The organism is Krasilnikovia cinnamomea (assembly GCF_004217545.1).
In the GTDB taxonomy this organism is placed as follows: domain Bacteria; phylum Actinomycetota; class Actinomycetes; order Mycobacteriales; family Micromonosporaceae; genus Actinoplanes; species Actinoplanes cinnamomeus.
Genome location: NZ_SHKY01000001.1, coordinates 5,896,131 through 5,921,271 on the forward strand (window position 1 = coordinate 5,896,131; position 25,141 = coordinate 5,921,271).

Sequence of the window (25,141 nt, forward strand, 5' to 3'; positions counted from 1 at the left end):
TGCGGCCATCCACCGCCAATCCCCATGCACCACTTGGCACGAACCGGTTGCAGGCAGCACTTTGGTACCAGGGAGCAACATCACTACGGCATCGAAGACCTGTGCTCCATCTCGAACGGCGGCTGCTGTACGAGGGTCGATATCCGGGCGCTCAGGCGTCCCGCAGGTTCGGGGTCGAGCCGCACCAGAACCTCACGCGCCCGGTCGACGTAGGTCTGGGCCGCTGCCCGGTCGTCCCCAGCGACGCTGAGTTCGGCGGCCCGCAGCAGGACGTCGGCCACCCGTTCGAACCGTTTCATGGCGCTGAACAGCTCGACCGCCTCCTGCAGGCATGCGCCGGCTCCGGCCTGGTCGCCGAGCGTGCGCAGCAGGTCCGCCTCGAGAGTCCGGGACAGGGCCTGCGCCAAGCGGTTCCCGGTGACCGCGAAGAGTTCGACCGCCGTCCGGACGGCCATGACCGCCTCGGCATGGCGGCCCATGCCTTCCAAATCCTGCGCGAGCCAGCGCGCCACGACCCCGCGCAGGCTGGACGCGGTGCCGCCGGCCCCTTCGACACGCTCGGCCTCCGCCAGCATCGCGGCCAGGCGGCCATGCAGTTCAGCGGCCTCGGCGAACTTGCCGGTCATGCACAGCACCGCGGCGAGGTTCGCCTCGATCAGGAAATGGTTGTGGCTGTCCTCGAGCCCGGCGGATATCTCCACGGCCTCGCGGGCCCGCCGCTCGGAACGTTCAGGGTCGCGCGGCGCGCACTGGTAGCTCAGGGCACTGAGCGCCCACGACTCCTCCCTGCGGTCGCCGATCTCCCGCGCCAGGGTCAGCGCCTGCTCGTGGGTTCTGACGCACTCCGACCAGCCCCCGTCGACGACACCGTGCGCCCAGCCCAGGAAGTTGAGCTGCACGGCCTCGTCGTGTCGGCGGCCGCTGGCCCGGGCCGCCGCCGCCGCGAGGCCGAACACCTCGATCCAGACGCTCAGCCCGGCGTGTACGTCGGAGTACCAGTGCATGGCCCCGCCGACTTCGATGACCTCGTCGTGCAGACCCAGACGGGCGGCCTCCCGCAGCGCCGGCAGCCAATGCGGCAACTCCGTCTCCAGCCAGTTCTGTGCCTGCTGCCGATCGGCGATCGGGACCGTGCGTACGTCGGCGGGCCGGGTGCGCAGCCGGCGGGCACGGTCCGGGTCGCGTTCGTAGAACGAACCGGCGAGCACGGCGGTGTGCAGCAGTGACCGGACCATGCGCCGGTGCGCCGCGACCCGGCTGCGGACGGTGTCGTCTTCGTCGAGCCGGCGGGCGGCGAACAGCCGGACCAGGTCGTGGAAGCGGTAGCGGCCGTGGCGTCCGGCGGGTTCCAGCAGGTGGGCGTCGACCAGGTCTTCCAGCTGGTCCTCGGCGGCGATCTCCGAGATGTCGGCCAGGGTGGCGGCGAGCCGGCGATCGAAGTCCCCGCCGGCGGCCAGCGCGAGCCGGCGGAACACCACCGCTTCCGGGCCGAGCTGCCGGTAGGACAGGTGCAGCGCGCTCTCCACCGCCAGATCCCCGGCCTGCAGCAGCTCCAGCCGTTGCCGTTCGTCGCTGAGGCGTTCGGCGAACTGCGCCAGCGACCAGTGGGCCCGGGTCAGCAACCGGTTGGCCACGATCCGCAGCGCCAGGGGCAGCCGGCCGCAGAGGGTGATGAGCCGGTCGGCGGCCTGCGGCTCGGCGTCGACCCGGTCGGCGCCCAGGGAGTCGCGCAGCAGGGTGCGCGCATCGTCTGGGCTGAGCAGTTCGAGGCCGACCCGGTGTGGCGTGCCCAGTCCCGGCAGGGTGTAGCGGCTGGTCAGCAGGATCAGACAGCGTGGCTCGGCGGGCAGCAGCGGCCGGACCTGGGCCTCGTCGGCGACGTTGTCGAGAACGATCAGGACCCGGCGCCCCCGCAGCAGTGACCGGTAGAGGCTTGCTCGTTCGCTCTCCTGGGCCGGCATGTCACCGGGGGCCACCCCGAGCGAATAGAGCAGCCGGGCCAGCGCCTCCGCGGCGGTCAGCACCGAGGTGTCCATGGCGCGCAGGTCGATGAACAGCTGCCCGTCGGGGAACTGGTCGGCCAGCCGGTACGCGACGTGGTTGGCCAGCGCGCTCTTCCCGATCCCGGCCGGGCCGCTGATCACCACCACGATCGGAACGGCGGCCTTGCCGTCCGCCGCGGCCCGCGCCAGCTCCTCGATCCGTACGAGCTGCGGGTCCCGGCCGGTCAGCGTGTCGGTGTCGGGCGGCAGGGCGCACAGGGACCCCACGGCTTCACCGGTGCCGTCGGCAGGTGGCGCGGTGTCCCGGGCCTGACGGTTGCGGCCCGCGGCGAGGAACTCGGCCCGGGCAAGGTCGCGCAGACGCAGGGCGTCCGCCAGCGCCTCCAGGGAACGTCGCTGGGGCCGGCGGGCCCGGCCGCGTTCGATGTCGCTGATCGCCCGGGTGCTGAGCCCGGATTGTTCGGACAGCTCCTCCTGGGTGAGCTTGCAGGCCAGCCGGTGGCGCAGCACGAGCTGGCCGAACTCCTCGATGCCGGCCTGACCGGACGGAAATCGCGTCACCACGGGCGAGACCGGTCCCTCTCCTGAGACATCGCCGACCGGCACGTCCACACTGGACACGATGCCGAGCGCGATCTGTGCGGTAGCAGCTCGCGCTCATCCTATGCGGCCCGTGCGCCGTCCGTAGTCGTCTCGCGCGATGGCTTACCGCACACCGTGACCGACCGCACACCCGCGGTGACGCGGAGTGGGAACTCGCCTCCCGGTGATCGACGTGACGGAACCGGGCCCCGGTCCCGCCGACGCGTGGTGTCATCTCGCGGGCGTGACGAAGTCCCCGGGGAGCAGGGCGCTCAGCTCTTCCCGGGTCGGATGGAGGATCTGACAGACGCGCCCGGCCTGTCTCGTGATCATGGCGTCGAGAACTTTGCGGGCGAATCGCCCGTTGCCCGACGTCTGCTCCGGTGCGGCCGAGGCGAAGGAACGTAGCAGTAACGCCTTGGTCTCCAGCGTCAGCTCGTACCCGGCGGCCTGCGCATGCTGCTCGACGATGGTCACCAGCTGTTCGGCGGTGTAGTCGGCGAAATGGACGGTATGCGAGAAGCGGGATCCGATGCCGGGGTTGCTGTCGAGGAACGCCGCCATCTCCGCGGTGTATCCCGCGGCGATCACCACCACGTCGTCCCGGTGGTCCTCCATCAGCTTCACCAGCGTGTCCACGGCCTCGCGCCCGAAGTCGGCGCCGGATCCACGGTCCGGTGGCACCAGGGTGTACGCCTCGTCGATGAACAGCACCCCGCCACGGGCGCGGTCGAAGGCGTCGCGCGTGCGCGCAGCGGTCTGGCCGACGTACTCGGCGACCAGGTCCGCGCGGCTGACCTCGACGAGCTGGCCGCTGGCCAGGACTCCGAGCGCGGCCAGCAACTGGCCGTAGAGACGGGCCACGGTGGTCTTTCCGGTGCCGGGCGCCCCCGCGAAGATCACGTGGCGGCTCAGCGACGGGACCGGCAGCCCGGCGGCGGCCCGCCGCCGGGCCGTGGCGAGCAGGTTGACGATGTCGGTCACCTCCCGCTTGACCCCGTCGAGGCCCACCATCGCGTCCAGCCTGGCCCGCAACTGCTCGAGATCGGGTCGCTGGTTCGTGCCACCGGCCCGGATGCCACCGGCCGGGACCGCTCCGACGTCCTCGGGCAGCAGCCGGGTCAGCTCGGGGGCGGACGCCACCTCGATCCGGGCCAGCCGCTGCGCCTGACGGCCGACCATCTCCTCGAACACCTTGCGGGCGGTCCGCCCGTTGCCGAAGTTGGCGTCGCGGGGGATCCGGGAGAACAGGTCGGTCAGCGCCTGGCCCGTACCGTAGTCGAGGGTGTAGCGGTGTTGCCGGCAGAACGTCTCCACGATGGTGACCAGCTCGTCCACGGCGTAGTTCTCGAACTCGATGCTCTTGGTGAACCGCGAGGCCAGGCCCGGGTTCGAGGCCAGGAACGCGCGCATCTCGTGGGAGTAGCCCGCGGCGATCACCACGATGTCGTCGCGGTGGTCCTCCATCAGCTTGACGATGGTGTCGATGGCCTCCTGGCCGAAGTCGGCCCCGCCGCCGCTGTCCGCCGACAGGGTGTACGCCTCGTCGATGAACAGCACCCCGCCGAGGGCGGCCTCGAACTTCTCCGTGGTCTTGATGGCGGTGCCGCCGACGATCTGGGCGACCAGATCGGCCCGGGACACCTCGACCACGTGACCCTTGCGCAGGGTTCCCAGCGCCTGCAGGATCCGCGCGTACAGGCGCGCGATGGTGGTCTTTCCGGTGCCGGGCGGGCCCGCGAAGACCAGATGGCGGCTCATCGGCGGGGACGGCAGGCCCGCCTGCTGTCGCCGCTGCGCCAGCAGCTGCAGGTTGACCAGCATGGAGACGTCCTGCTTGACCCCGGCCAGGCCGACCAGGGAGTTCAGCTCGTCCAGCAGTACGTCCACGGCGGCGGCCACCGACGGGGCCCGGGACACCCCGGACGGGTGTGGCGCGGCCTGCGGCGGCTCGCCGTCGGAGGGGGCCGTGGGCTGCCGCCGGTTTCCCGCAGCGGGCTCGGTGGCGTCCCGGTGGGTGTCCGGTGCGCCGTTGGCGCGGCTGTCCACATCGACCACGCTCAGCTCGGCGTCGTCGGCGCCCTGGCGGACGCCCGCACCACCGTTGTCGTGCACCGCGCAGCCCTTGACCGTGGTGGGCCGGACGCTGTCCACCCGGATCCCGTCACCGCGGTTGGCGTACACCTCACATCCGGTCACCCAGGCGGCGCCGTCCCGCTCGATCAGTACGCCGTCGCCCTCGTGGCCGTGCACCCGGCAGTCCTCCAGCGCGACCTCGGCGTCGGGGCCGACCCGGACGCCGGTCCCGGCGCCGTCCGTGACCCGGCAACGGCGCAGGCTGCCCCGCCCGCGGACCCCGATCAGCACCGCCGACCCGCCGCTCCCGGCCCGGCTGATCCGGCAGCCGGCCAGCTGCGGATGAGCCCCCTCGGACACCTGCAGCCCAGCCCCGGCCGTGCCGGTGATCTGGCAGTCCTCGATGACCGGCTGGGCGTCGGAGGTGACCAGGATGCCGGCGTCCGCGGTGTCCGTGATGGAAGTCTGGCGGATCTCGGTGGCGCTGTGCTTCTCCAGGGCGATCGCCGGACCCTGCACCCGCGTGATCGTGCAGCGCTCGACGGTGCCCCGGGCGTGCTCGGTGCCGCACACGGCGTTGCCGCCGACCCCGTCGATGGTGCAGTCCCGCAGCGTCGGGTCGGCGCCGGAGCGGAGCACCACCGCCGAGGTGCCGATCCGGCTGATCGTCGTCTCCTCGATCGACCCGGTGGCGTTCTCCACGGCGATGATGCCGGCGCCGGTGGGGTTGCTCACCTGGCACCGGCTCATCGCCAGCGCGGTACCGCCGCGCAGGTACACCGCGGCGGCCGAGCGGGCTCGTACCTCGCAGTCGTCGACGCGCAGCCGGCCCGACACGACGTCGACCGTGGCGGCGTGCGGGTCGGTGCTGGTCAGGGTCAGCCCGCTCAGCGTGGCCGACTCGGCGTGCAGCAGCACCGCGGCGCCGTCCTCGGCGGTCACCACGACCGTGCCCGGGCCTTGCTCGCTGGCGATGGTGCAGGGCACCGCGAGGGTCAGCGTCTCGGCGTACGTGCCCGGCAGCACACTGATGACCGACCCCGGCTGCGCCAGCGCCAGCGCGGCGTTGATGCTTCGGTGGCAGTCCGGCTCGGTGGCCGAGACGGTCAGGACCCGGCGGTTCATGCGTGCTCCCCTCGCGCGGCCGCGTCGTCCGCCACCGCGGTCTGCACCAGCGTCGTCGTCCGGCGGCGGCTGATCAGCTGGGCGCGTCCCTGCGGAAGGCGGCGCGCCTTGGCGTCGCCCAGGAATCCGCCGTCGTCGCGGTCGCAGGAGAACAGCAACGCGTTCCCGCCCAGATCCCACAGCCGGCGCAGCACCGGATCCATCATCATGGCGCGCGACGCGCCCGCCGTCGTCCGGGCCACGATCAGGTGCAGGCCCACGTCGGCGCCCTGCGGCAGCGCGTCGAGCAGCGGTTCGAGCGGGCTGGTGTGGCCCGAGCCCACCAGGTCGTAGTCGTCGACCACCACGAACAGGTGCGGCCCGGTCCACCAGTCGCGCCGGCTGAGCCGCTCCAGCGAGATGTCCGCACCCGGCAGCCGGGGGCGGATCGCCGCCATCGCCTCGGTCACCAACTCCTCCAGTGCCAGGCCGGACACCGCGTAGCCCACCTGGCTGGCGGGCGGCACCGCGTCGAACAGGTTGCGCCGGGAGTCGGCCAGCAGGACGCGGGCATCGGCGGGGGTGTTGCGGCGCACGACCGACTGGGCGATCAGCCGCAGCAGGTTCGTCTTGCCCGACTCGGCCTCGCCGAACACCATCAGATGTGGATGCACGTCGAAGTCGTGCCACACCGGCGCGAGCTGTTGCTCGTCGAGGCCGATCGCGACCCGGCGCGGCGCATCCGGCTCCGGCAGGTCCGCCGTGCGCAGCAGGCTCGGCAACAGCCGGACCCCAGGCGCCGCGGGGCCGTGCCACGCCGCGGCGCAGCGCAGCGCCGTCGCCCGGACCGCGTCGGCCAGATCGTCGGTCCGGGCCAGCCCATCCAGCCGCGGCAACGCGGACAGGAAGTGGAACCCGTCGCGGGTCAGGCCGCGGCCGGGCACGTCCGGGACGTTCGCCGCCTGCCGCATGCCCACTTCCGAATCCACCGGGTCGCCCAGGTGCAGCTCGAACCGGGTGCCCAGCAGGTCCCGCAACCAGGGCCGGATCTCCGACCAGCGCGAGGCGGTGACGATCAGGTGGATGCCGTAGTTCAGGCCCCGGGTGGCCAGGTCGGAGAACGCCGCCTCCAGCGCCTCGAAATCCTGGTGCAGGGTCGACCAGCCGTCGACAACCAGGAACACGTCGCCGTACCCGTCGTCGGCCTCCGCGGGCAGCGTGCCCTCGGCGCGGGCCTGCCGGTAGGTGTCGATGCCCTCGAGGCCGTTCGCGGCGAACCGCTTCTCCCGGCCCAGCAGCAGGTCGCAGACCTCGGCGACGGTACGGGTGACGCGCTCGCGGTCCAGCCGGCCGACCACCTCACCCACGTGCGGCAGCCCCGCCAGCCCGGCCAGGCTCCCACCGCCGAAGTCCAGGCAGTACACCTGCGCCTCCACCGGGGTGTGGGTCACCGCCAGCGCGGTGACCAGGGTACGGACCAGCGTGCTCTTGCCGCTCTGCGTGCCACCGCCGATGCCCACGTGCCCGCCGGAGCCGGTGAGGTCCGCGACCAGCAGGTCACGCCGCTGCTCCAGGGGCCGGTCCACCACTCCGACCGGCACCCGCAGCGCGGCGGGGCCGGTAGCGCGCGGCACCGACAGGCCCCGCGCGGCGTCGGGCAGGACCGGCGGCAGCAGCGCGTCCAGCGTCGGTGGCTCCTCCAGCGGCGGCAACCACACCTGGTGGGCCCGCGCGCCGTGCCCCATCAGCCGCTCGACGACCACGTCGAGCAGGCGCGGGCCGGACGGCTGAGACTCCTCGGCCGCATCGGGTTGCGGCGACTCGGGCGCGGCGGGCTCCTCGGCCGACGCGATGGCGCCCACCACGTACGGCACCACGCTCAGCCGCGCCTCGGCGCGCCTGGCCTGCCGCTGGGCCCGGCGCAGCGGTGCCGACACGTACGCGGCCTTGAATCTGACCAGGGTGCTGGTGTCCGCCCGCAGGTAGCCGTTGCCCGGCGCCGACGGAAGTTCGTAGGCGTCCGGAACCCCGATGACGCCGCGGCTCTCCACCGCCGAGAACGTGCGCAGGCCGATCCGGTACGACAGATGGGACTCGAGCTGGTGCATGCGGCCCTCGTCGAGCCGCTGCGACGCCAGCAGCAGGTGGACACCGAGGCTGCGTCCCAGCCGCCCGATCATCACGAACAGGTCGATGAAGTCGCGTTTGGTCGCCAGCAGCTCGCTGAACTCGTCCACGACCACGAACAGGGTGGGCAGCGGGGCCAGCGGCGCGCCGTCGGCGCGCGCCTTCTCGTAGTCCTTCAACCCGCTGAATCCCGCCTGACGCAGCAGCTCCTGCCGGCGGACCAGCTCGCCCTGCAACGCCTCCTGCATGCGGTCGACCAGTGGCAGCTCGTCGGCGAGGTTGGTGATCAGGGCCGAGGTGTGCGGCAGGCCGTCCAGGCCCAGGAAGGTCGCGCCGCCCTTGAAGTCGACCAGGATGAAGTTGAGCACCTCGGACGGGTGGGTGACCGCCAGCGCCAGCACGAGCGTGCGCAGCAGCTCACTCTTGCCCGAACCGGTCGCGCCGATCAGCATGCCGTGCGGTCCCATGCCGCCCTGCGCGGCCTCCTTGAGATCCAGCTCGACCGGGGTACCCGTGGAGGAGACCCCGACCGGCACCCGCAGGTGGTTCCAGCGCGAGCGGCCGGCCCGTACGGTGGCCGGGTCGAAGGTCTCCGGGTCGCCCAGCCCCAGCAGGGTCGTCAGGTCCAGGTCCGCGGCGAGCGAGTCGGTCGACTCCACCGAGGACCCCAGCCGGTACGGCGACAGCCGGCGGGCGAGCATCCGGGCCTTCCCGGCGCTCAGGTGGTCCGGGGCGCCCAGCGCGTTCGCGGAGTCCCGGCCCTCGTCATCGGCGCCGACCATCTGCACGTTCCCGTCGCCGACCAGCAGCCGCAGGGTCAGCGGGTCGGCCACCCAGCGCAGCGTGCCCGACACGTCGACAACCGTGGCGTTGCGCACGCTACCCAGGGCGAACCGGGACGTGGCCGGCAACGGCACCCCGTCCACCACGATCACGGTGTACGGCTCGTGAACGCCGGGCAGGGCCGGGTCGTTGAAGCGCGGCCGGTCCATGAACGCCGCCCCGAGCAGCCGCTCCAGCTCCGCCGGGGACTCGGCGGCCAGCCGTACCGGCCCGGCGCCGTCGGTCTGGCCCGGGTGCTGGCTGTGTGGCAGCCACTTCATCCAGTCCCACCGCTGCTGGCGGTCGGCCGGGGCGCAGAGCACCACGCGCAGATCGTCGGGGGAGTGGAACGTGACCAGCTGAGCCAGCAGCGCCCGCGCCAGACCCAGGACGGCCTCGTCGGTCGGCGCGGCCGCCGGAGCCTGCGCCGGATCCGTGGCCGAGGGCCGGAGCCGGGGCTGGGTGGGAATCGCGGTCGGCGCCTGTGGCCGGAGCAGGATCCGGGCGAACTCCCGTAGCTGCACCGCGATCGGCAGCTCGGGCACGGTCCAGTGTGCCTGCAGGAACCGCCGCAGCGCGCGGGCGCACAGCGGCTCCAGGTCCTCCACCGGCTTGGTCTGCGGCGGGGTGAGCGTCACCGCCAGGCGCTGACTGCCCAGTCCCACCCGCACCTCACCGAAGTCGTGGCTGCTCGGCCGGCGTTCCCACATCCGCCGCTCGCCGGTCAGCGACCACAGCGCCTGCGGCGCCGGATGAGCCCAGGCCAGGGCCTTCACCTGCCGCGCCGCGAGGCTCTGCACCTGGCGGCGCATCTGCGCGAGGTAGCGCAGGTAGTCGCGGCGTTCGCCGCGCAGCCGGCGCTTACGCTCGCCACCGCCGCGCCCCAACTGCCCGACCAGCATGCCCAGGCCCGACACCCCCATCAACCCGGCGGCCAGGTACGACAGTGAGCTGCCGCCGGGCTGGATGAAGATCAACGCCATCGCCGCGGAGCCCAGCATCATCGGCAGATACGTGAAGGCGGCCGACATGTCGCCACCAGCGATCTCCGGTAGGGCGGGTGGTTCCTGCAGGGCCAGCTCGCCCCGGGGCATCGGCGGCCCCGGCTGGCGTGCGGGCCGGCGGAAGACGACCGTGGTCACCTGACCCCCTTCTGGGCTCCGTCGCGATGTCGCGGCCATTGTGCGTGCCGCCGTGGCGCGTTGACCTGGGTCCGCGGACCCATGTTTCGGCCCTGCCGCCGCGGCTACTGTTCGGGCCGCCAGGACGTCGGAAGGGGATTCGGTGTGAGCGTCAGCGCGGCGGCGGAGCGGTGCCGGATCACCGTCGTGGCCGGTGAACGACAATTGGATCTGGCCGTGCCGGCGGACATCCCGCTCGTCGACATGCTGCCCGCCATCGTGGACCTGTTCGGCGCCGAGACCACCAAACGGTTCGCCGGCAAGAGCCTGGCGCTGCAGCGGCTGGGCTCCGGCGTGCTCGACGAGGAGCAGACCGCCGCCGGGCTGGGTCTGCACGACGGCGACATCGTGTACCTCAACGCCAGCGACACACCGCTGCCGACGTTCGCCCACGACGATCTCATCGACGGGGTGGCCGGCACGGTCGCGAACCGCCCGATGCGCTGGTCGCCGGTGTTCACCCGCCGTACGTTGCGGGCTGGTGCGGCCGTGCCGCTCGCGCTCGGCCTGGCCGCCCCCGCCATGGCCGGTCCCGGTCCGGTGCGGATCCTGGCCGCGCTGACCATGGCCGTGGTGCTGCTTGCGGGCGCGCTGCTCGCCTCGCGGACGCTGGCGGACCGGCCGGCCGCGCTGCTGCTCGGCGGCGCGGCCATCGCCTACGCGGCGCTCGGCGGCGCGCTCGCGCCCGATCTCGCCGGGCCCGCTCCGGCCGGTGGGGCCCGGCTGGCCGCCGCCGCGGCCTGCGCTGCCGCCGTGGCCGCGGCCGTGGCGATCGCCATCGGCGCGTTGGGCCCCATGGTGGCGACCGTGCTGCCGGCGGCCGCCTGCGCGGTGGTCGGCGGGCTGCTGCAGGCCGGCGGGACCGTGCCGGCGGATGCCGCCGCGGCGATCGTCGTCGGTGCGGTGCTGCTGGCCAGCCCGCTGCTGCCGTCGCTGGCGTTCCGCCTGGCCGGGATGCGGCTGCCCGACCTACCGGTCACGGCGCACGACATCACCCACGACGTGGCGCCCGTGCCGGACGCGGTGCTGACCCGCCAGAGCGCCGCCGCCGACCGGTACGTCACCGCCGGGCACCTGGCGATCGGGCTGGTGGCGGCCGCCGCGTTGACGACGCTGACCGGCGGTGGATGGGCGTCGGCGCTGCTGGCCCTCAACGTCTGTGCCCTGCTGCTGCTGCGCTTCCGGGTGCTGACCGGCGGCTGGCAGCGCCTGGCTCTGCTCGTCCCGGCCGGGTACGGGCTTGCCCTGCTGGTCGTGCGGGCCGCCGCGGCATGGGACTGGCCGGTACGGCTGACGGTCCTGCCGGCCGCCGCGCTGGCCACGTCGGCTGCCCTGCTCGCCGCCGCGCAGGCCCCGGACAGCCGCCGTCCCCGCCCGTACTGGGGCCGGGCCGCCGAGCTGGCCGAGAGCGCCCTGGCCGTGGCGCTGGTCCCTTCCGTGCTCGCGGTGCTCGGTGTGTACGCCTACGTGCGGGGCCTGGGTGGCTGACCGATCCCGGCCCGGCCAGGTCAAGCGATGAGGGTGGACGATGCAGACCAAGCGTGACCAGCTCCAGGCGCACAACTTCGTGGTGGGCCGGCTGCGGTCGGCGCTGCTGCACGGCGATGCGGACGCTCTGGAGACACCCACGCGCAGGTTCAGTGTCGCGGCGTTCGCGGGGGCCATCGTCGCGGCGCTGATCGTGGCGGGCTTCGGCGCCTACGGCTTCTTCTTCCCGGGCGCGAACACCGCCTGGCGGGAGCCGGGCACGATCATCGTGGAGAAGGAGACCGGTACCCGCTATCTCTACGACCGCGCGCACGAGGTGCTGCGACCGGTGCTCAACCACGCCTCCGCGCGCCTGCTGGTCGGCGCCGACGCCCGGATCCGATCGGTGTCCGCCAAGTCACTGCGCGGCGTACGCCACGGCCTGCCGCTCGGCATCCCGAACGCGCCGGACGCCCTGCCAGCACGGAACCGGCTGACCGCCGCGCCGTGGCTGGTCTGCGTCACCACCGCCGCGGGCACGGCACCGCCCAGCGTCACCCTGGCGATCGGCCAGGACCGCGGCACGACCGCGACGGCGGAGCCCGACGCCGCCGCACTGGTCGCCGACGGCACCGACCGGTATCTGATCTGGAACGGCCGTCGGCTGCGGGTCGCCGGCCCGGCGGCCGCGGTGGCGTTGCAGCTCGACCAGGTCACCCCGGTGCGGGTCACGGCGGCCTGGCTCGGCGTGTGGCCGGACGGACCCGACCTGAGTCCACCGCGGATCCCGGGGCGGGGTGCTCCGGGACCCACCGTCGGTGGCAAGGCGACCCGCGTCGGGCAGGTGCTCCAGGCCGCCACCGGCACGGGTCCGGCGAACTTCTGGCTCGTGCTCGCCGACGGTCTGCGCCCGCTGTCGACCACGGTGGCCGGTCTGGTGCTCGCCGACCCCGCCAGCCACAGCGCGTACCCGGGAGGGGATCCGGGCGCGACGGTGGTCTCCGCCGCCGGGGTGGCCGCAGCGCCGCGTTCCACGGCCGGGCTGGACCTCGGCGAGTTGCCGCCGCGGCCGCCCCGGCTGATCGATCCCGCCGGTGCCCGGAACCAGTCTCTGTGCGCCCGCACCGGCTTCGGCCCGGCCGGTCAGGACCTGGTGTGGGCCGATGCCGGGGCACTTGCGGGCGGTGCGGCGCCGCCCGGTGCGGACGGCGCGCCGGCCCTCGACCGGGTGGCGATCGCCGGTGGGGTCGGGGTGCTGGCCCGGTCCGATCCCGGCCCGCAGCTCTCGCTGATCACCGATGTGGGGCTGCGCTTCCCGCTGTCCGCCGATGCCGTTGCGGCGCTGGGTTACGCGGACGTGCCGGCCCTCGACGTGCCCCCTTCGTTGCTGTCGTTGCTGCCGGTCGGGCCGACCCTCGATCCGCGGGCGGCGGGCGCATAGGCCCCCGGACCCACTGCCGGGGCCGCCGTCTCATCGCAATTCTGGGCCTGCACCGCGCCGGGGTGCGGTCGCTACGTTCGTTTCTGTCAGTTCCGGCGCCGCCGGAATTCCGGCCTCCGGCCGAAGAATGAGCGGCGTCCACAGGCGCGAAGGGTGATCGGTCATGTCGCAACCGAAACTGGAAATCCATCTGGACGAACTGAGGGCCGCGCTGGCGGACTTCCACCATTACCAGGGGCAGGCAGAACAGATCCGCAAGACGGTGGACGGCTCGATCCGGAACATCGGGGGCGGGTGGTGGGGTGAGGCCCGAACGGCGTACGACCACACCATCCAGCAGTGGCTGGGGGACTACCAGTCCATGGTCAGCGTGCCGCTGGAGAACCTGATCGCCTGGTTCAACCGCATGATCAAGATCATGGAACACGCCGAGGCGACGAACACCAAGAGCTGACCCCCTCGACCCCTCCGGAAGGAAAGTCATGGCATTCGGAATCACCTACGAGACGGTCAATTCGGCCGCCACGCGACTGCGTACCGAGAGCGGGAATCTCGACGCCGTGGTGCGCGACATGAGGAAGACCGCCGACCGCTACTTCGCCCAGTGGCATGCGATGTCCGTCGAGACGTACACCGACGCGCACATGAAATGGAACAAGCAGGCGGCGGAGATGCAGAACGACCTCGAGACGAACATCCACCGGCTGTACCAGATCGTGGCCCGCTACCAGGACGGCGACGCGCAGGCGGCCAAAGGCATGTGATGCCGCACCCCGAAGGGCCGATGCGGCCCGCATCCGGAAAGGACATGACATGGGCGACTCCTCGGGTCCCGGGCACGAGCCGAAACTCACCGTGGACGACGAGCGTATGCGGAACGCGGCGACGCGGCTGCGTGAGGTGCCGCCGATCCTGGACTCCGCACAGGGTCCACTGCCGAACATCACGGTGCGAGCCGGGGCGTTCGCCGAGGGGGAGGCGCTGACCAAGACGATCCACGGCACCCTGACCGACTTCGTCGGCATCCTGGAGCTGGGGCAGCTCACCTTCGAGGACCTGGCGGGCGGGCTGGAGAAGGCGGTCGTCATCCTCACCGACTCCGACAAGAAGAACGACGGCGAGGCGACCGAGCCCTTCACGATGATCGACAACCGGTACACCACCAGTGCCGGTGTCGATCCCAAGGGTTCCTGACAGGGGTTTCACGGCCGACCCGCCGGTTCGACGAGCCGGCGGGTCAGCGCCCGGACAGCGGTGAGGAGTGAGCGATGCCCGACGAAAAGCCCACGGACGACAAGGACTGGAGCGGCTGGGACTGGCGCAAGATCGAAGCCGCCCTCGTCGGCGACGTGTCCGCCGAGGGCTACACCCAGATCAACAAGCTGGTCGCCAGTGATCCGCAGTCGCTGTGGGGTGCCGGACACTCGCTGGCGGCGGTCCGGAACGCCCTGTCCAGCACCATCGAGACGCTGGCCAAGCAGCGCCGCGACCTGATCGGCGGGGAAGCGTGGACCGGCGCGGCGGCCACGAGGTTCGACGAGCTGACCGGACGGATCAAGGCCCAGTTCGACGCCAACCACCTCCTGTTGTCCCGCAACCGGAACTACATCGAGCTGATCAACGTCGCCGGGGATGCGCTGAAGCTGGCCATCGACGCCGTCATCCAGATCAACTACTGGGGCGCGGAGGCCACCCGGCAGAGATACATCGACCTCCTGAAGGCCTACGAGGCGTCCACGAAGACGGTCGCGGGTCCGCACGGCACGGTGAATGTCATCCGAACGGGGACGAAGCCGAAGGAGCCCTGGTTCACCAACAGCAAGGGCGAGATCGTCTACACCCCGTCGGCCTACAAGGACATCGACGACGACATGACCCGGCAGGCCCGGGTGGTGCTGACCCGCCTGGCGACCGCGTACCGCGACGTGAACGCCTCGCTGGTGTATCTGAAGCCGACGAAGAACCTGCCCGCGGCGCCACCCCCTAACACGCCGCCGCCCAACACGCCCCCACCGCCGAATCTCAAGCCGCCGCCCAACTCCCCGGATCTCAAGCCCCCGCCGGACCCGAAAGCACCACCGGACCTGAAACCGCCGCCGGACCCGTCCGATGTGTTCAAGCCCCCGCCGGAGGTCAAGCTGCCGCCGACAGCGCCGCCGCCTCCCATCCTTCCGCCCGGTGGCTTCGTCCCGCCACCGGTTCGTCCCGGCGGGCGGGTACCACCCGGAAAGCTTCCACCGGGGATCCCGGGCCTGCCCGGCGGATCGAACCGCCGGTCCGGGCTGCCCGGCGGATCGAACCTCAAGGCCGGGCTGCCCGGTGGATCGAACATCAAGGCCGGGCTGCCCGGCGGCGGATCGCTGCCGGGTGGTGGCCGGTCGTCCGGTGCGCCGTTCGCGCCACCGGTGCGGTCCGGGTTCCCGGCCGCCGGTGTGGCGCCGCCCGGGTCCCCCCGCGCCCAGGACCTGATGATCTCGGGACGCGGCACGCCCACGCCGGGCGGGCTGGGCGGCATGCCGTACCCGCCGATGGGCATGGGCGCCGGGGCGCCCGGCGGCAAGCAGGACGAGGAGGAGCGTGAACGCACCACCTGGCTGCAGGAGGACCGCGACATCTGGGGGGTCGGCACCGACGTCGCGCCCGGCGTCATCCGCGGCGGCGACCCCGATGCGTACGAGGAGCCCGAGTACGTGGTGGAACCGTTCGCCACCGCACCGGACGAGACCGGGGCGACGCAGACCGCCCCGGCGCAGCACTACTACCAGACCGGACGGTGACCGTCGCGGCCGCCGGGTCACGGCGGCCGCGACGCACGCCACGGAAGCACCGACACGGAAGGCACGTGATGAGTACAGCGCAACGACGCCCCGACCAGGTCGCCGCGGACTACGCCCGGCACCGGGCCGAGGCGGTGGAGACCCAGCGGCGGATCTCCGCACTGTCCGCGACCGTGACCTCGGCCCAGGGCCTGGTCACCGTGACCGTTGACGCCCGGTCGGAGATCACCTCGCTGACCTTCAACTCCCAGCAGTACCGCCGGATGGCCGCCGCCGAGCTGGCGCACGTCGTCCTCGACACCGTCAAGCGCGCCCGGGCGAGCGTCCTGCAGCAGATGACCGAGGTCATGCCGGCGGCTCGCCTCGCCGGCATGGCCCTGCCGGACGTGCTGGCCGGCAGGGTCGACATCGAGCGGATGCTCCCCGAACGTCTCGAGTTCGGCACACCGCCGCTCACCCCCGGCCGCGGCTGAGGCGGGGGAGGCGACGATGGCCCAGCAGCTCACAGTGGACGAGGGCAGCGTCCAGAACGCGGGTGTGCTGCTGCTCGGCGCCGCCCAGAAGGTGCAGGCGGCACTGGGCACCCTGGAGACGGCCCTGAGTGCGGCCGGCACGTGCTGGGGGAGCTCCGACGAGACCGCCAAGCAGTTCGCGAAACAGTACGTGCCCGGCCGCGACGAGGTGCTCCAGGCCAGCCGCGACCTGGAGAAGGTGCTGCGGCAGGAAGGCGAGAGGGCGCAGAAGGCGATCGGCCTCCTCGCCGGAGTCGAGTACGAGAACCTCCGGGACGCCAAGTCCACTCCGTCCACGTAGCCGCGCATCCGGGAGCGACGCATGGGTATGGAGGTCGACGAGTGGGTCGGCGACCTGTTCAAGGTCGTCGTCGGCGAAGAGTGGCCCGAGGCCGACGAGACGAAGCTCCGCGACCTGGCGCGTGCCTGGTACACCTTCGCCGACGCGCTGACCGGCGTCGACGCGGACATCGCCGCCGCGGCCAAGGCCGCGAACGGTTGGGAGGGTGACGCCGCCCAGCGAACCAGGAGCACGCTGAACGCGCTGCTCACCAGCGGGTCGCTGGAGAAGCTGACCGACGGCGCGCGCAAGCTCGGCCAGTACGCGGAGAACACCGCGCTGACCGTCGAGTACACCAAGGCTTCCATCATCGGCCAGGTGGTCATTCTCGCCACGCAGATCGTGTGGCTGCTGCCGATGCTGTTCTTCCCGCCCACGGCGCCCGGGGCGGCGGCGACGATGAGCTCGCTGATCGCGACGGCACGCGTCGTCGTCGTGAACCTGGTCAAGAACCTGGTGAAGGCGATCGCGTGGAACATGGTCATCCAGGTGGGCCTGGATGTGGCGATCCAGCTCGGGCAGATCGCCGCCGGCAACCGCACCTTCAGCACCTGGGACACGAAGAAGACCGGCGGCGCGGCGGTCTCCGCCGGGCTCGCCGGGATCCTGGGCGTGGGATTGCACGGCTTCGGCAACAAGCTGTTCGGCCACAAGTTCATGCAGTCCTTCTTCGGCCAGGTCACCAAGGGAGCCCTGCACGAATGGGGCACCGAGGGCCTGTCGGACCTGATCTACAACGGCCGCCGGGAGGCACCGTCGGGCTGGTCCGCCAGCGCGGGGGCGGTGGAAGGGGCGGTGGACTGGCTCGGCGGCAAGACCCGGGGCGGGTTCGCGCGCAACGGGGGACTGGGCCCGGGCCCGGACATCGGCGACATCACCATCCCCGGCCTGGACGGCCCGGGCGGCTCCACCACCCCGCGGATCGATCTCGGCGCCGGACCGGACACCTTCACCGGACCCGCCCGGATCATCGGGGACGTCAGCTTTGACGGCCATTTCGTGGACCAGGACACCTTCGTCGGTTCCGTCACCGCCACCGGCACGTTCACACCCTCCGGTGGGACCTCGGTCACCGGCACCTTCACCGGGACGGGCACGTTCCGCGGCCGGTTCGACGGCACCGTCGGCCCGGTGGCGTTCGGGTCCGTCGAGCACAACGCCGTGGCGGTGCGGCTGGCGGCCTCCGGCGGCCTCACCGGTCACTTCGAGCTGTCCGGCCAGTTCACGCCGGGACCGGCGAGCGATGCCCGCTTCACCGAGATGTCCGGGGACGTCGACGCCGTCAATCCGGCCCTGGTCGGCGCCGCCGCTGCGGTGACGACCGGCGACGGCGCGTCGGGACCGCTGGTTGCGGTCGGCGCCGGGGCGCCGGGAGGCCCGGGGACGGCCGTCGGCGGCGCCGCACCGCCGACGACCGTCTCGGGGAGCGCGGCGCCGGCGACGGCCGTGCCGACTGTGGCGTCGCCGCCCGGCGCGTCCGGCGCGATTCCGGCCGGGAACATCGTCGTGTCCCCGGCCGGGTCGTCAACGGCGGTGGCCCCGACCGCCACCCCCGTCACCGTGACCCCCACCGGATCAGCGGTGCCGCCGGTGCGCCCGGCCGCCGCCGTGCCCGGACCCCGAGTGGTGAACGGTCCCGCGCGGCAGTCCAGGCCGGACCCCACGCCATCCGGCGAGGGCCGGGTCACCGAACGCGGGGACGGCCGGGTGCCCGGCAGGCTGCCCGAGGAGGAATTCACCCGGGTGATCCGGGACGGCGATCCAGCCCCGACCGGTACAAAGTCAACGACCGGCACCGAGTCCACGACCGGCACCCGCCTTTCGGCCACCGCCGTGGCCCAGCCGCTGTCGCTGCGGGGCGACACCACCCCGGGCGGCCCGGCCCGGGAACCGGCGGGCGAGGCCACCGGGGCGGGCGCCCTGCCGCCGCCGTGGTCGGGCGCCACCTCGACCGAGCTGGCTACGCACACCGGCCCGCTGTTGCCGGACCCGCCCGCGACGTGGTTGGTGCTGGACTTCCACCGGCTGGACGGTGACGCGAGGGTGCAGTACCTGGCGTTCAAGAGCACCCATCTGGACTCCACCCAGGGCGACGAGCGGGTGCAGTGGGACGACGGCAACCACCGGCTGGTACTGAGCCTGAGTTATCAGACGCTGACCGACATCTACGCGCCGCTGAAGCATGCGATGAACGCGTACGTCGGGCGGTTGGTCGAGATGGACGCGCGGTCCACGCCCGAGCGGTTCCATGACGCCTTCGCCACCGACGAGTACCGCCTCCACTGGGATGCGGCCGACGCCGCGCTGGAGGTGGCATCCGCGCGGCGGGTCAGGGATTTCGCCCTGACTTCGGCGGCGCCTGCACCGCATCCGCTGGCCGAGCCGGTCCTGCCGCATGCGGCACTGGACGCCCTGCTGGGCGATCCGGACGTGCCCGGGTTCATCATCGGCGAGCACCACGGCCAGGAGGCGGCGTGGCGGTTCCTGGCCGAGCACATGCAGGACCTGCGCGCCGCCGGGGTGGAAACGCTCTACCTGGAGACGATCCGGCACGGCGACTATCAGCGCGATGTCGACAGCTACCTGGTGAACGGGGAGATGCCGGCACCGCTGCACAGGTTCCTGAATGCGTACGAGGCGAACCGCGGGCTCGGGCCCGACGGCGGCCCGCGGCGGGTGCTGGAGGAGGCCCGTAACAGCGGGATGCGGGTGGTGGGCATCGACGACGTCACGGCGCGGCGACCGGGAGTGGGACCGTCCGCCCTGACCACCCGGGTCCGGAAAATGAACGTGTTCGCCGAGCGCACGATCGACACCGACCGTTTCGGGCGTCCGTCGCCGGGCCGGTACGTGGTGCTGGTGGGCGCGGCGCACAGCCACACGCACCCCAACGACTACGTGTCGGCCATCGCCGAACCCACCCAGCCGAACGGTATCCCGGGGCTGTCGCAATTGCTGCGCCTGCCCGCAGTGCAGATCGTCCGGCAGGCCGACGGGACGCTGACGGTGCGGCCGCATCACGAGGATCCCGGCATGCGGGTGGCACGCCGCATCGATCCGCCGCCGGTCGCCGCGTTGCCCGCTGTCGTGCCCGCCCCGCCGGTAACACCACCGGATGGTCGTCGCCCGCACGCCCACCGGAGCGGCGGCCTGTGGCAGTGGATCAGCGGGTGCCTGTGCGGGGCATGCGCCAGCGTGGACTCCGATTCGGAGTCCGACATCCCGATGGAGGCGCCGAGAAACACTGCCGGAATCGGGCCACCACCACCGAACGCCTCGGCCACCACGGTGCCGGGCGCCGCCACCGGGCTGAGCGCTGGTGTGCCGTTGTCGGCGTCGCGACCGTTCGGGCGGACCGGCGGACTGGGGCCCGTCGATCCGGTCGACCAGCGGGCGTTGGAGGCGGCCACCCCGCGGGCAGACGGCGGATCGTTCCTGGTCCATCCCGACCCGCGGGTCGGCACCTGGGCCACACTGGTCAACGACGGCGGCCCCACCGTGGCGGGCCGGTGGAACAACTGCGCCGACACCGGGCTGGCGTTCCTGAACACGTGGTACGGGCGTCCGGAGGTGTCGGCGCCCCGGACCAGCGGGCCAGCCGGCACGAATCTGCCGTTCGGCGAGGCGGGCAGCACGGCCCGGCAGGAGACATACCTGGGCGCCCGGTTCGTCCATCACGGCGCGGGCATCCCGGGGCTGGACGCGGTGGCGGCGCAACTGCTCGCCGCGGGACCGGGGTCCTCGGTGCTGATCCTGACCACGGGGCAGGCGCCGCAGGCCGCGCCGAGCCACACCTGGGCCGCGGTGAACAGCGGCGGCACGCTGGTGTGGGTCGACCCGCAGAACGGCATGGTGTCGGACACCGGACCGATCTGGCGGGACGGGTTGACCGGGGTGTGGTCCATCGGACTGGACGCCCAGGGACGGCCGCTGCACCCGGGCGGGGTCTCCGACGCGCCGGGCCTCCCGGACAGCTCCGGCACTCACGAGGGCCCGTCAGCGCACCCCGAGGATCGGATCGAGGCGGTCGATGACTGGATCGCAGTGGTCGCGGAGGACTTCGACGTGACCGTCGAGGAGGCCATCGCCGTACGCACGAGCATGGAGGCGCGTGAGCGGGTGCAGATCTCCTTCGCCCAGGGCGAGCACGGGGTCAGCGCCAGCGAACGTGCGAGGCTCGAACCGTTCGCCCAGCGGCTGGCCGCCGAAGTGCTGAGCCGGAAGCGGACCGGCCAGGCCGAGCTGCGGATCCGCATCGAGGCCGGTGGGAACGGTAGTCGTCTCGCACGGTTCGGCATTGCGCAGACCCAGGCGACCGCAACCGGGCGGGCCCGCGCGGAGGCCGTCCGGCATGCGCTGCACGACGCGCTCGCTCGCGAGTTCGCCAAACACGATCCGTCGGTCACCCGGGCCAACCTGATCGGGTATTTCGAGCCGTTGGTCTCGCGCGGTGCCGCCCTGCCCCTCGGCGCGTCGGGTCACCGTGGCGAGGCGCCGGCCAGAGCGGAGGACGTCCGGCGGACCGCCCACGTGTCGGCGTCGCCGGAGCCGATTCCCCGGCTCGATCCCGCCGACGCGGCCACCATCCACGATTTCACCCAGCGGGCGGTGCGGGCCGGACGCTACGCGCCCGTCCGGCTGCTGGTGGAACGGCTGCAGGCCCAGCCGGAGATGGCCGAGCTCCGCGCCCAACTGCAAAATCTCCTCGCGGGCCAGCCCCGCGGCGCGGCGCGACCCGGGGCGGTTCCGGTTCCCCGGGACATCCACTTCGTCTGGTACGGGAGACCGCCGTCCGACGATGCCGTGCGTAACCTGCGCGCCTGGAAGACGGCCGCGGGCGAGCGCTGGACTCTGCACCTGTGGACCAGCCGTGACTCCGATGCCTGGCCACGTACGGTGCGGGACACACTTGCCGGTCTGCTTACCGTTCACCGTGACGCGCCCGCTCTGGTCCAGCGGCTCGGCGGCGTTGCCCTGGACGACGCGCTGCGGCACAGCCTGCGCGCGGGGGCGTACAACTCGGCCGCCAACATCACCCGGTACGCGGTGCTGTACCACCAGGGCGGCATCTACTCCGATGTGGATATTCAACCGGGAACCGTGGACCTGCAGAAGATGCCCGATATCTACCTGCGTCCCGACGACCTGCCGCTGTTCGCGCCCGAGCTGCGGGACGGGAAACGGGTGAGGCAGGTGCTCGGCGAGCACCACCGGCTGCCGGGTGAGTCGGTGCCGGGGACGGACCGGGAGCGGACGTTGCGCGCCGCGGAGTTGCAGTACGACAAGGGGGAGCTCAACAACAACTTCATCGTGGCGCCGCCGGGCTCGTTGCTCATGGAGCAGTTCCTGCGCACCATCCCCCCGAAGGTCGCCGCGTTCCGGCGCAAGTACCTCCAGGACGACGAGAGTCTGGCCGCCTCCTTCGAGGACCAGTACATGACAGACTTCAAGAGCGACTCTCCGTCGATCGGCGGCCCGGCGCTGCTGCTGCGCGCCCCCATCAGCACGCCGCTGTCATATCCCCTGGTGCAGTACTTCGCGATGGAGGTTGTCGGCGCGTGGAGCTTTGACGTCGTGGACAATCCGGTGCCGTCTCTCGAGCGCGGCGAGATCAAGGCGCTGTTCGAGCCCGACGTCTTCGCCCTGTGGCAGGGCCTGGACTGGGTCACCGCGGAGAGTGAACGCCAGCTGGACAAGGACCGGACTCCAGCGCCGTTCACGACGGCCGTCGGTCCGTCGTCGTCGGCCGTCATCCCGCCGCCGAGTTCGGCGGGCCCCGGCCCGTCGCCGTCGGCCTTCGCGCCGGCCGACCCGGTGATCCGCGTCGACGGCGCCCGCGTGAACAACCTCAACGACGTCCCGACTCCGCAGCCGGCCCCGGCCGCCGCGCCGCACGTACCCGTCCAGGGCGGACTCCCGGCGCCCCACCCGGACACCACCGGCCTGACGGGTGGCCCGCCGTTGCCGGCCTCCCGCCCGCTCGGGCGCACGGGCGGGCTCGGGCCGGTCGATCCGGTCGACCAGCGGACGTTGGAGGCGGCGGCGCCGCGGGCTGGTGACGGGTCGTTCGCCGTTCATCCGGATCCGCGCATGGGCACCTGGGCGACGCTGGTCAACGACGGTGGCCCGTCCGTGACCGGCCGGTGGAACAACTGCGCCGACACCGGTCTGGCGCTGCTGTCGACCTGGTACGGGCGCCCGGAGGTGTCCGCTCCGCGCCAGGACGGCGGGACCCCGGGCGCACCCTCACCGTTCGGTGAGGCGGGCAGCACGGCCCGCCAGGAGACGTTCCTGGGTGCCTCGTTCACCCATCACGGCGCGGGCGTCCCGGGGCTGGACGCGGTGGCGGCGCAGGTGCTCACCGGTGGGCCGGGCTCGTCGGCACTGATCCTGACGACCGGGCGGCAACCGTCCGCGCCGACGAGCCACACCTGGGCGGCGCTGAACGTCGACGGCACGGTGGTGTGGGTCGATCCGCAGAACGGCCTGGTGTCCGACGCCGAACCGATCTGGCGGGACGGCCTGACCGGTGTGTGGTCGATCGGCCTGGACCCGCAGGGCCGACCGCTGGCACCGGCCGCCACGATCAGCCTGCGCGACGGCACGAGGTTGCCAGCCGCCGGGTGGCTCAGCGTGCCGGAGGGCTTCACCCATCCCGGCAGCGGGTTCCTGGTGACGCCGCAGGGCCGGGTCACGGCACTGCCGCCGGGGTTGGCGGCGGCGAACGGATCGGCGGCCACCATCACGAACGCCGACATGTTCGGTCTCTACCTCACCGTCGAGGGCACCCCGGGTGAGCGCCACGTCGCCGTGACCGGCGGACCGCAGTCCGGCGCGCTCGGGGACGGGCTTCTCCCACCGCCCGGCTCCGGCGCGCTGACCACGGATCACGGGCCGGTCCCCAGCGACGCGGATTGGAGGACCTGGTCGGCGATCCTGCACCTGCCACGGTCGAACGCTCTGGTCGCCGTGGATAACGCCCTGGCCGGATACCACCGGATCAGGATGCGGCCGGAAACGACCGACCAGGCCCGACGCGACGCGCTAGCCGCGGTCCAGGAGGCCATCGCCGCCTGGCGGACCAGCAAGAACATGTACCTCGTCGGCCCGGTGACGAGCCGGCGCGCCGACGCCGTCGACCGTTTGGAGCAGGCCGTCGAGAACGAACGGCTGCGGCTGGAGAGGGCCCTCACCGATGCCCATTCCCCGGGAACGATCAGAGACGGGTACGAGCGCGTCGCGGTCTTCTCCGCCGGTGCTCTCATCGATTCCACGGGGACGTTCCTGGGCAACTCCCTGGCGGAGCGGGAGCGGGTCATGGCGGGTCTGCGCCAGGGCGCGACCGAGGCGGAGGTGCGGATCGCGATGCTGACCGCCAAGATCGAGGCGGCACATGAGAGGTTCCAGGAGCTGCGCGGGGAGGACCGGGCACCCGGGAACATGCTGGCCTTGTTCACCGCACCGGAGTGGTACTTCAAGCGTCCCGGCACCCCGTTCACCCAGGCCGACAAGGCGCAGATCGCTGGTGCCATCACGGCCTTGAGCCGGCGGCTCCCCGACATGGTGATCGTCCCCGGTTCCATCATGTGGTCCCAGGGCCGGGGCGACCAGGCGCGGCTGTACAACACCGCGATCGTCGTGATGAACGGCCGACAGGTGAACCAGACGAACAAGTACCACGAGGGGATGGACATCATCGGCTACTACCCCAAGGGCGACACGACGCTCGCGGAGGCGCTGAAAGAGGTCTGGCGGCGCGGCGGCAGCCCGGAACCGACCCATGCGGTCGACGTCGCCCCGGACCCCGGCGGCGATTCCAGCTTCTTCACCATCGGGGAGCGGACCTTCGCCCTGGAGATCTGCCAGGACCACAACTACAAACGGGCGGCCGAGCATTTCAACCGCCGCAACTTCGGAACCGACGAGGGGGCGGACGTCCAGATCCTGATCTCGAACGGGGCCAAGCTGAACACCTCGGTGCTCCGGCCGGGTGGCATCGCGGTGAGCAACGACGCCGCCCCGCAGTCGGGCACCGCCGGCGCGGTCCGGATGGTCTGGCACAACGCTCAGGGTGCGCGCCAGTACAAGGACAGCCGAACGACCACGTCCCAAGGAGAAGGCGGGAAGTATCCGGGGCACAACTACTTCGCGCGACAGCCCGACCACAAGATCGATCGGGCCGACCAGATCGGTGAGTCGTACCTGGGCACGTTCGGTCTGCCGCCCAGATCTCAGCCGCCCGGCGGGCAGGCCGGGTCCTCGGCGGCTACCGGGGGTGGGCCGTCCGGCAGCGCGCCGACCGCACCGTTGGACGAGATTCAGCCCCTCATCGAGTCCACCGCGCCACCATCGTGGGAATTCGATGATCTAGAGCAGACGACATGAGCAGGGAGGAACGGATGATCGACCGGGCAGCCGCGCTGGCACGCGCCGACCAGTGGATCAACGGCGATCGACCGGAGGACCAGCGGCACGACATCGGTGTGCACGAGTTCGGCACCGGCTACGTGGTGTGGGCGGAACCCCCTGCGCGGCCCGATCCGACGAGGCCACCGGATTCGGTCGGAGCGGGCTGCGGCGTGATCGACAAACAGACCGGTGACCTGTCGTTCTGGCCCCCGTTACCGGCCACGATGGTGGCACAGCGGTATCAGGCCCGTGCGGTGTGACGGCTGCGTCGCGACTGGCGGGCAGGGCGAGGAGGAATTC

General features: G+C 72.4%; 13 protein-coding genes. 10 read left to right on the forward strand and 3 right to left on the reverse strand.

Features of this window, described 5'->3' with window-relative positions; translation table 11 throughout:
* Nucleotides 1–83: 83 nt before the first annotated feature.
* The 3 genes from EV385_RS26740 to eccCa form a co-directional block, all read right to left on the reverse strand.
* Nucleotides 84–2,567: an ATP-binding protein gene (locus EV385_RS26740; RefSeq protein WP_207229963.1), complete on the reverse strand. Its 2,484-nt coding sequence runs from the start codon at nt 2,565–2,567 to the stop codon at nt 84–86.
* A 249-nt stretch (nt 2,568–2,816) separates the two neighbouring features.
* Nucleotides 2,817–5,786: a right-handed parallel beta-helix repeat-containing protein gene (locus EV385_RS26745; RefSeq protein ID WP_130511944.1), complete on the reverse strand. Its 2,970-nt coding sequence runs from the start codon at nt 5,784–5,786 to the stop codon at nt 2,817–2,819.
* The gene (eccCa, locus tag EV385_RS26750; protein ID WP_242625090.1) at nt 5,783–9,895 is read right to left on the reverse strand and encodes a type VII secretion protein EccCa; all 4,113 of its coding nucleotides are present in this window, start codon (nt 9,893–9,895) and stop codon (nt 5,783–5,785) included. The genes EV385_RS26745 and eccCa overlap by 4 nt, the downstream gene beginning before the upstream one ends.
* A gap of 105 nt (nt 9,896–10,000) precedes the next feature.
* On the opposite strand from eccCa, the gene eccD reads away from it, so the two are divergent.
* From eccD to EV385_RS26800, 10 genes are all read left to right on the forward strand, one after another.
* Nucleotides 10,001–11,383 (forward strand): type VII secretion integral membrane protein EccD, encoded by a 1,383-nt coding sequence (gene eccD, locus EV385_RS26755; RefSeq protein WP_165449617.1) that lies wholly within the window; start codon nt 10,001–10,003, stop codon nt 11,381–11,383.
* A gap of 40 nt (nt 11,384–11,423) precedes the next feature.
* On the forward strand, nt 11,424–12,803 hold the full coding sequence (gene eccB / locus EV385_RS26760; RefSeq protein ID WP_130511946.1) for a type VII secretion protein EccB: 1,380 nt from the start codon (nt 11,424–11,426) through the stop codon (nt 12,801–12,803).
* A 163-nt stretch (nt 12,804–12,966) separates the two neighbouring features.
* On the forward strand, nt 12,967–13,257 hold the full coding sequence (locus EV385_RS26765) for a WXG100 family type VII secretion target (RefSeq protein WP_130511947.1): 291 nt from the start codon (nt 12,967–12,969) through the stop codon (nt 13,255–13,257).
* A gap of 28 nt (nt 13,258–13,285) precedes the next feature.
* Nucleotides 13,286–13,567: a WXG100 family type VII secretion target gene (locus EV385_RS26770; RefSeq protein ID WP_130511948.1), complete on the forward strand. Its 282-nt coding sequence runs from the start codon at nt 13,286–13,288 to the stop codon at nt 13,565–13,567.
* Nucleotides 13,568–13,616: 49 nt separating this feature from the next.
* Nucleotides 13,617–13,997, forward strand: coding sequence for a hypothetical protein (locus EV385_RS26775; protein WP_130511949.1), 381 nt, complete (start codon nt 13,617–13,619; stop codon nt 13,995–13,997).
* Nucleotides 13,998–14,071: 74 nt separating this feature from the next.
* A complete protein-coding gene (locus EV385_RS26780) occupies nt 14,072–15,580 on the forward strand; it encodes a hypothetical protein (RefSeq protein WP_130511950.1) in 1,509 nt (502 codons plus the stop codon).
* 68 nt (nt 15,581–15,648) lie between these two features.
* Nucleotides 15,649–16,053: a YbaB/EbfC family nucleoid-associated protein gene (locus EV385_RS26785; protein ID WP_130511951.1), complete on the forward strand. Its 405-nt coding sequence runs from the start codon at nt 15,649–15,651 to the stop codon at nt 16,051–16,053.
* A gap of 16 nt (nt 16,054–16,069) precedes the next feature.
* Entirely contained in the window at nt 16,070–16,393 is a 324-nt protein-coding gene (locus EV385_RS26790) for a hypothetical protein (RefSeq protein ID WP_130511952.1), read from the forward strand.
* A 21-nt stretch (nt 16,394–16,414) separates the two neighbouring features.
* Nucleotides 16,415–24,817, forward strand: a complete 8,403-nt coding sequence (locus EV385_RS26795) for a toxin glutamine deamidase domain-containing protein (RefSeq protein ID WP_130511953.1) — start codon at nt 16,415–16,417, stop codon at nt 24,815–24,817.
* Nucleotides 24,814–25,101 (forward strand): hypothetical protein, encoded by a 288-nt coding sequence (locus tag EV385_RS26800; RefSeq protein WP_130511954.1) that lies wholly within the window; start codon nt 24,814–24,816, stop codon nt 25,099–25,101. Before EV385_RS26795 ends, EV385_RS26800 begins: the two co-directional genes overlap by 4 nt.
* Nucleotides 25,102–25,141: the final 40 nt, after the last annotated feature.

What these genes read in the sequence shown, in the direction of transcription:
- EV385_RS26745 (WP_130511944.1), bottom strand. Translation starts at nt 5,786, where the DNA reads ATGAACCGCCGGGTCCTGACCGTCTCGGCCACCGAGCCGGACTGCCAC.
- eccCa (WP_242625090.1), bottom strand. Translation starts at nt 9,895, where the DNA reads ATGGCCGCGACATCGCGACGGAGCCCAGAAGGGGGTCAGGTGACCACG.
- eccB (WP_130511946.1), top strand. Translation starts at nt 11,424, where the DNA reads ATGCAGACCAAGCGTGACCAGCTCCAGGCGCACAACTTCGTGGTGGGC.
- EV385_RS26765 (WP_130511947.1), top strand. Translation starts at nt 12,967, where the DNA reads ATGTCGCAACCGAAACTGGAAATCCATCTGGACGAACTGAGGGCCGCG.
- EV385_RS26770 (WP_130511948.1), top strand. Translation starts at nt 13,286, where the DNA reads ATGGCATTCGGAATCACCTACGAGACGGTCAATTCGGCCGCCACGCGA.
- EV385_RS26775 (WP_130511949.1), top strand. Translation starts at nt 13,617, where the DNA reads ATGGGCGACTCCTCGGGTCCCGGGCACGAGCCGAAACTCACCGTGGAC.
- EV385_RS26780 (WP_130511950.1), top strand. Translation starts at nt 14,072, where the DNA reads ATGCCCGACGAAAAGCCCACGGACGACAAGGACTGGAGCGGCTGGGAC.
- EV385_RS26785 (WP_130511951.1), top strand. Translation starts at nt 15,649, where the DNA reads ATGAGTACAGCGCAACGACGCCCCGACCAGGTCGCCGCGGACTACGCC.
- EV385_RS26790 (WP_130511952.1), top strand. Translation starts at nt 16,070, where the DNA reads ATGGCCCAGCAGCTCACAGTGGACGAGGGCAGCGTCCAGAACGCGGGT.
- EV385_RS26795 (WP_130511953.1), top strand. Translation starts at nt 16,415, where the DNA reads ATGGGTATGGAGGTCGACGAGTGGGTCGGCGACCTGTTCAAGGTCGTC.
- EV385_RS26800 (WP_130511954.1), top strand. Translation starts at nt 24,814, where the DNA reads ATGAGCAGGGAGGAACGGATGATCGACCGGGCAGCCGCGCTGGCACGC.